The sequence below is a fragment of the Ruegeria sp. BHSB064 genome, assembly GCF_059613205.1.
The window spans coordinates 1-5,842 of the sequence record NZ_JBXWSB010000192.1 but is presented as its reverse complement, the minus strand read 5'-3'; the positions used below and the strand labels follow the sequence as shown (position 1 = coordinate 5,842).

5 protein-coding genes are annotated in these 5,842 nt (G+C 55.2%); 3 read left to right on the top strand and 2 right to left on the bottom strand.

What is annotated here, in order from left to right; all coding sequences use genetic code 11:
* Positions 1-325: 325 nt before the first annotated feature.
* The 3 genes from AC2FNU_RS23715 (at position 326) to AC2FNU_RS23705 (ending at position 3,390) form a co-directional block, all read left to right on the top strand.
* Positions 326-1,219: a glycosyltransferase family 2 protein gene (locus AC2FNU_RS23715; RefSeq protein ID WP_496793613.1), complete on the top strand. Its 894-nt coding sequence runs from the start codon at positions 326-328 to the stop codon at positions 1,217-1,219.
* 14 nt (positions 1,220-1,233) lie between these two features.
* Positions 1,234-2,178, top strand: coding sequence for a hypothetical protein (locus AC2FNU_RS23710; protein ID WP_496793610.1), 945 nt, complete (start codon positions 1,234-1,236; stop codon positions 2,176-2,178).
* A 99-nt stretch (positions 2,179-2,277) separates the two neighbouring features.
* Positions 2,278-3,390, top strand: coding sequence for a DegT/DnrJ/EryC1/StrS family aminotransferase (locus AC2FNU_RS23705; protein ID WP_496793606.1), 1,113 nt, complete (start codon positions 2,278-2,280; stop codon positions 3,388-3,390).
* Positions 3,391-3,419: 29 nt separating this feature from the next.
* On the opposite strand, the gene AC2FNU_RS23700 is transcribed toward AC2FNU_RS23705, so the two are convergent.
* Together AC2FNU_RS23700 and gmd are read right to left on the bottom strand one after the other, a co-directional pair.
* Positions 3,420-4,472, bottom strand: coding sequence for a Gfo/Idh/MocA family protein (locus AC2FNU_RS23700; RefSeq protein ID WP_496793604.1), 1,053 nt, complete (start codon positions 4,470-4,472; stop codon positions 3,420-3,422).
* Between the two features lie 33 nt (positions 4,473-4,505).
* Positions 4,506-5,630 carry a GDP-mannose 4,6-dehydratase gene (gmd, locus tag AC2FNU_RS23695; RefSeq protein ID WP_496793601.1) on the bottom strand — a complete coding sequence of 375 codons (1,125 nt, stop codon included), beginning with the start codon at positions 5,628-5,630 and terminating at the stop codon, positions 4,506-4,508.
* Positions 5,631-5,842: the final 212 nt, after the last annotated feature.

The following is a 5,842-nucleotide window of genomic DNA, read 5'->3' as shown; positions in this document are numbered from 1 at the left end:
GTCTTCGATTGCGCAGCAGACCAACAGATTGCTGTCTGACAATGATCTTCACGCGCGGTTATCAGAACAGGCGATACATCAGGCCGCAAAATTCACCTGGGATCGTGCCGCTGAAATGACCGAGGTCAGCTTTGAAAATGCGTTGAGAAAGGCGCATTGAAAATTATCCCCTATTTAAGAACAGTTTGCGCCAAGGATAAAAATTAATGCCATTTCCACCACAGAGAATACTGCGCTTCGACATTTTTGATTTCAATCGCTTTTCACGATCAGACGCCATAATCACTGCCCATCTCAGGGACACAGATCGCTTGGGAGAGAAAACATGAAACACCACCAGATTTCGGTTGTCGTTCCATGCACCAATGCCCTCTCCGACTTTCGGGCTTGCGCGACAGCCCTGCAAAGCCAGACCGGCTCTCAGCCGGAAATCATCGCCGTCATACGCCTGGGCCCTGAATTCACCAGCCAGCTTGAAGCGGAATTTCCGACCATACGCACCATATCAGTGGCCGCGGATACGACCATTCCACAGATGCGTGCCGTCGGCATTCGGGCGGCCTCGGCCGATGCAATCGGTGTTCTGGAAGATCATGTGATTGTGCCGCGTGACTGGACCGAGCGTATGCTGGCTGAGATTGCGGCGGGATCCGATGTTGTGGCTGGCCCGGTGGACAATGACGCGACCGATACCCTTGTCGACTGGGCCGCGTTTCTTTGTGAATACAGCGCTGTCTTGCCGCCATTGAATGATGGCCCGTCAGATTGGCTTCCGGGCAATAACACGGTGTATCGCAGCGATGTTCTGAAACGGTTTGATGCCCTGCTGGATGACGGCAAATGGGAAAACCACCTCCATGACCATATGCGTGCCGAAGGGGTATCTCTGACACTGCGCAACGACATCATTTCCGGCCACAGGATGCATTACACCTTCGGCCTCTATCTCACGCAGAGATACCTTTATTCGAAAAGCTTCGCCGGGGCGCGGGTGCGCGGCGAAGCGTTCGGGAAACGAATCCTGATGGGCCTTTTCGCCTTTGCCCTGCCCCCGCTCGTTTATTTTCGCGTGGTTCGGAACGTCTTGTCCAAGGGCCGGCACATCCGGCAATTGCTGCTTTCGTTGCCCCTTCTTGTGCCATTTTCGCTGTCCTGGGGATTGGGTGAAGTCGCCGGATACTGGTTTGGCGCAGGCCAGTCCCTGTCCAGAGTTCGGTGAGGGGAAGGCCTGCAATGAACAAACAGGATCACTCACAACCTGATATCTCGGTGATCGTCGCGATCGTTGACGGAGGTGAAGCACTGCGCACGTGCCTGACCGCGCTTGCCAACCAACGCGGCGATTACGATGTCGAGGTTATTGTTCCATTCGACCAGCTTTCGCGGGAAGCCGCCGGGATGGCCGAAGACTTCCCCGATTTCCGGTTTCTCGACCTGGGCGTCATTGCGGGTGGCATGGTGCCGCAAAACGCCCTTGATCTGCACCGTTTCTGGGATATCCGCCGCTCTGAAGGCATCAAAGTTGCCCGCGGGCGCCTGATCGGTCTTGTTGAAGATCGCGGCATCCCTGCTGACAACTGGATCGTGTCAGTGATCGAACTGCAGGATCAGACCGGCGCAGCAGCGGTGGGGGGTTGTGCCGATAACGGCTATGATACGATCTGGAACTGGGCCATCCATATTTGTGATTTCGGGCGCTACATGGCCCCTGTGCCAACCGGCGAGGCCGATTTTCTGTCGGCCACCAACGTATGTTATCTGGCCGACACGCTGCACGAGCTGCGCCCGCTTTATGAGCATCGTTTCTATGAACCGTCGATCCATGCCGCCCTTCAGGCGGCGGGACACAAGATGGTTCTTTCAGACCGCCCGCGCACGACCGAATACCGCCCGCGTATTCCGACGACCACTCTCGCTCTGGAATGGTTTCACTGGGGTCGTAAATACGCCCGCATCCGATGTGGCGAGATTTCGTTCGGCCTGCGGGTCTTTCGCGCCGCCGTAACGCCCATTCTGCCGTTTGTTCTGTTTTTCCGGCATCTTGGAAACCAGCGCCGCAAGCGGGTTTATCTTCGAAAGTTCTGGCTTGCCTCACCGCTTATTTTCATGATCGTAAGCATGTGGGCATGTGGTGAACTGGTGGGATATTTTCAGGGAGAAGAACCTGAAACACTGTGAAACCAACTGTCGGGCGCAATTTTCATGACGCCTGACCGGAGCGAGCGCCTCCTGACAAAGCGCTGTGATTTAGTAGGTGACAATTTTGAAGGTGAAAACATGATACCAGTCGCGGTTCCGGACCTTTCAGGTAATGAAGAACGCTATGTTGTAGAAGCGATCAAAGGAACCTGGATTTCTTCAAGCGGCGCATTTCTCGATCGTTTCGAAAAAGAGTTTGCGGCCGCGTGTCAGACCGACCACTGCCTTGCTGTCGCGAACGGTACAGTTGCGCTTCACCTTGCTCTTCTGACACTGGATGTACAGCCCGGCGACGAAGTTCTTGTCCCTGCCCTGACCTATATCGCAACGGCCAATGCCGTCAGATATTGCGGCGCAATACCGATCTTTGTCGATGTTGATCCCGATGCCTGGTGTATCGACCCGGAAAAGCTGGCTGAGGCCATTACCCCCCGGACAAAAGGGATCATTGCGGTTCACCTTTATGGCCACCCGGCGGATATGGACGCCATCAACCAGATCGCTTCTGCCCATGATCTCTGGGTCGTCGAGGACGCCGCCGAGGCGCATATGGGGGAATACAAAGGCCGCAAGGTCGGATCGCTGTCCAATATCGCCTCATTTTCCTTTTTCGGAAACAAGGTTTTCACCAGCGGTGAGGGCGGCGCGCTCACCTTTAATGATGATAGCTTGCTGGAGCGGGCCAAAATGCTGCGCAGCCAGGGAAATGATCCGCACCAGCGTTATGTTCATAGGGTCGTTGGCTACAATTATCGCATGACGAACCTGACAGCTGCGGTCGCGTGCGCGCAGATCGAACGCGCAGATACCATTCTGGCGCGGCGCCGGGAGATTTTCGAAACTTATGACCAAAACCTGAAAGGGATACCCGGCATCAAATTTCGACCGGTCATGCCATGGGCCAGGCTGACGCCCTGGTTATATTGTCTAACAGTCGACCCGGAACAGTACGGTGCCACCCGGGATCAGTTGGCGGATTATTTGCGCGACAATGGCGTCGACAACAGGCCTTTCTTCCCGAGCATGCATCAACAACCGCCATATCTGGAGCTGGCGGCCACGCAGAATGTGCACCTGCCGCAGTCCGAACACCTCTCGGCAACGGGTCTCAACCTGCCAACGTTCACGGGCCTGTCTGACGCCCAGATTGGGACAATCTGCAACCTGATCGCGGACCGGGCCGCAGGCTAATCGCCCGACCCGACCGCCACGTGCCGGAGCTAGGGGCGCACTGGTTGCAGCACCGGCAGCTCAATGGCTTTGTTGGTGCGTGAACTTTCAACAACGGCGTTTGCAATTTCGATCGACCGCAGCCCGGCATTGCCATCCGCAATTCTGCCGCTGAGATCCCCTTCACAGAGTTTCAGAAAATCCCGAAGCTCTTCCGCAAAAGAAATTTTCGCAGTGGTTTTCCACGAAAATAGCTTTTCGCGCACCGCAATATCAAAATATTGGCGTTTTGTGGTTGTCCCTTTGCCACCGGGTTCCGGAAGGGTGATCAGAACGTTCTTCATCGGCGCATAGGCACCCTGCACCACGCCATGCGTCCCATGCACTTCGATTGCGAAATCATACCCGCGCCATTCGCCCCATGTTGCGTGATAGACGGCGGGAATGCCCTCGGGGTTTTTCAACACGGCCAGGGCGGTATCCTCAGAGCCTGGAAGGTTCCAGACGCTCTCGCTGGCCACACCATAGACCGAGGTCACCTCGCCCAGCATGTAACGCACCATGTCGGTCATATGAATGCCGATATCCCACATCGCCCCACCACCGGATTCCGGCACCCGGTATTCCCAATCATGGGTGAAATGAGCCAATCCATCATGCCCGCAGAATGCGCGTACATGAGTGATTTTGCCTATTTTTCCAGCGCTAATGACATCTTTCACATAGGCGAATGAAGGGTAATAGCGCATGTTGAAACCGGTCGCGATCACCCGGTTTGCAGACTTCGCGGCCTCCAGCATCCGATGACAGGTGTCCGCATTGCTGGCCATTGGTTTCTCGACCAGCACATGCATGCCGCGTTTTAGCGCACTGATGCATGGATCTTCATGCGTATGCGGCGGGGTGGAAACCACAACCGCATCCATCTCCACATCAAGAAAGCGCTCGAGATCGGTGAAGACCGGGGCACCACCTGCCACCTGGCGTGCAGCGTCTTCCGACAGGTCCAGAACGGCTGCAAGCGTTGTATCCGGGCACTCCTGAATGGTTTCAACTCTCAGCTTGCCGATTTTGCCGGCGCCTCCCACAACTCCGATACGCATAAATTGCTCCTTGTGAAAAAACTGCCTATCCGCTCAAAGACCTTCCAGCGCGATCGGCACGGATAGTCCCTTGTCGCGCAAAAGCGCATGACGCCGGGCTGCAATGCAATCTTCTGCAACCATTTCGGCGCACATTTCGCGCACAGTGATCGTGGGTTGCCATCCCAGCTTTTCACGCGCCTTCCGTGCGTCGCCCAGAAGCGTGTCAACTTCGGCAGGCCGGAAATACTCGGGATCGATGCGCATGATGACATCACCGACTGAAACCGCAGGGGCGGTTTCCGGGTCCGCTTCGGTCACAACGGCGTATTCATCAACGCCGGATCCCCGGAACTCCAGAGAAATGCCCAATGCCTCGGCAGTCCAGACTATGAAATCCCGAACAGAATGCTGTTCTCCGGTGGCAATCACGAAATCTTCGGGCGTATCCTGTTGCAGCATCATCCACTGCATACGCACATAGTCTTTTGCGTGCCCCCAATCCCGCAGGGCATCGATATTGCCCATATAGATGCAGTTCTCCAGGCCTTGTGCAATATTCGCAAGGCCACGCGTGATTTTACGGGTTACAAATGTCTCGCCGCGCCGTGGGCTCTCGTGATTGAAAAGGATGCCGTTGCAGGCATACATGCCATAAGCCTCGCGATAGTTCACCGTGATCCAATAGGCAAAAAGCTTGGACACCGCATAAGGCGAACGCGGGTGGAACGGGGTGGTTTCAGTCTGCGGCGTTTCGCGGACAAGCCCATAGAGCTCGGACGTGGACGCCTGATAGAAACGTGTCTTTTTCTCGAGCCCGAGAAAGCGAATGGCCTCAAGCAGACGAAGGGTTCCGATGCCATCAACATCCGCGGTGTATTCGGGCACTTCAAAACTCACATCGACGTGGCTTTGCGCCCCGAGGTTATAGATTTCATCGGGCTGAACTTCCTGCAGGATGCGGGTCAGGTTCGACGTATCGCCCAGATCGCCGTAATGAAGCTTCAGCTTGCGATCAACGACGTGATGATCCTCATAAATGTGGTCAATTCTCTGGGTGTTGAAGTTCGAGGCGCGCCGCTTGATCCCGTGCACCTCGTATCCCTTTTCAAGCAGAAATTCAGTCAGATATGAACCGTCCTGCCCGGTAATCCCGGTAATGAGAGCCGTTTTTTTCATAATGACGCACGTATCCTTACGGTTATTTATTAGAAAAATTCGGTTTTTGTGCTTCCCGCAAGCTCTACCCCCAACCGATCAGAGGCCTGGTCTTCATTTACCTTTATTCAAGGGGTCCTTCGGGATCAGACGGTAAGGGTAATCGGTCCGGGATGTCACCCTGACAATCTGATGTTTCTTGCGGCCATGCGCTTAAAATATACGCGATCAGT

Bases quoted from the DNA above. Each gene is read 5' to 3' on its own strand.
- AC2FNU_RS23715 (WP_496793613.1), top strand. From the start codon at position 326: ATGAAACACCACCAGATTTCGGTTGTCGTTCCATGCACCAATGCCCTC.
- AC2FNU_RS23710 (WP_496793610.1), top strand. From the start codon at position 1,234: ATGAACAAACAGGATCACTCACAACCTGATATCTCGGTGATCGTCGCG.
- AC2FNU_RS23705 (WP_496793606.1), top strand. From the start codon at position 2,278: ATGATACCAGTCGCGGTTCCGGACCTTTCAGGTAATGAAGAACGCTAT.
- AC2FNU_RS23700 (WP_496793604.1), bottom strand. From the start codon at position 4,472: ATGCGTATCGGAGTTGTGGGAGGCGCCGGCAAAATCGGCAAGCTGAGA.
- gmd (WP_496793601.1), bottom strand. From the start codon at position 5,630: ATGAAAAAAACGGCTCTCATTACCGGGATTACCGGGCAGGACGGTTCA.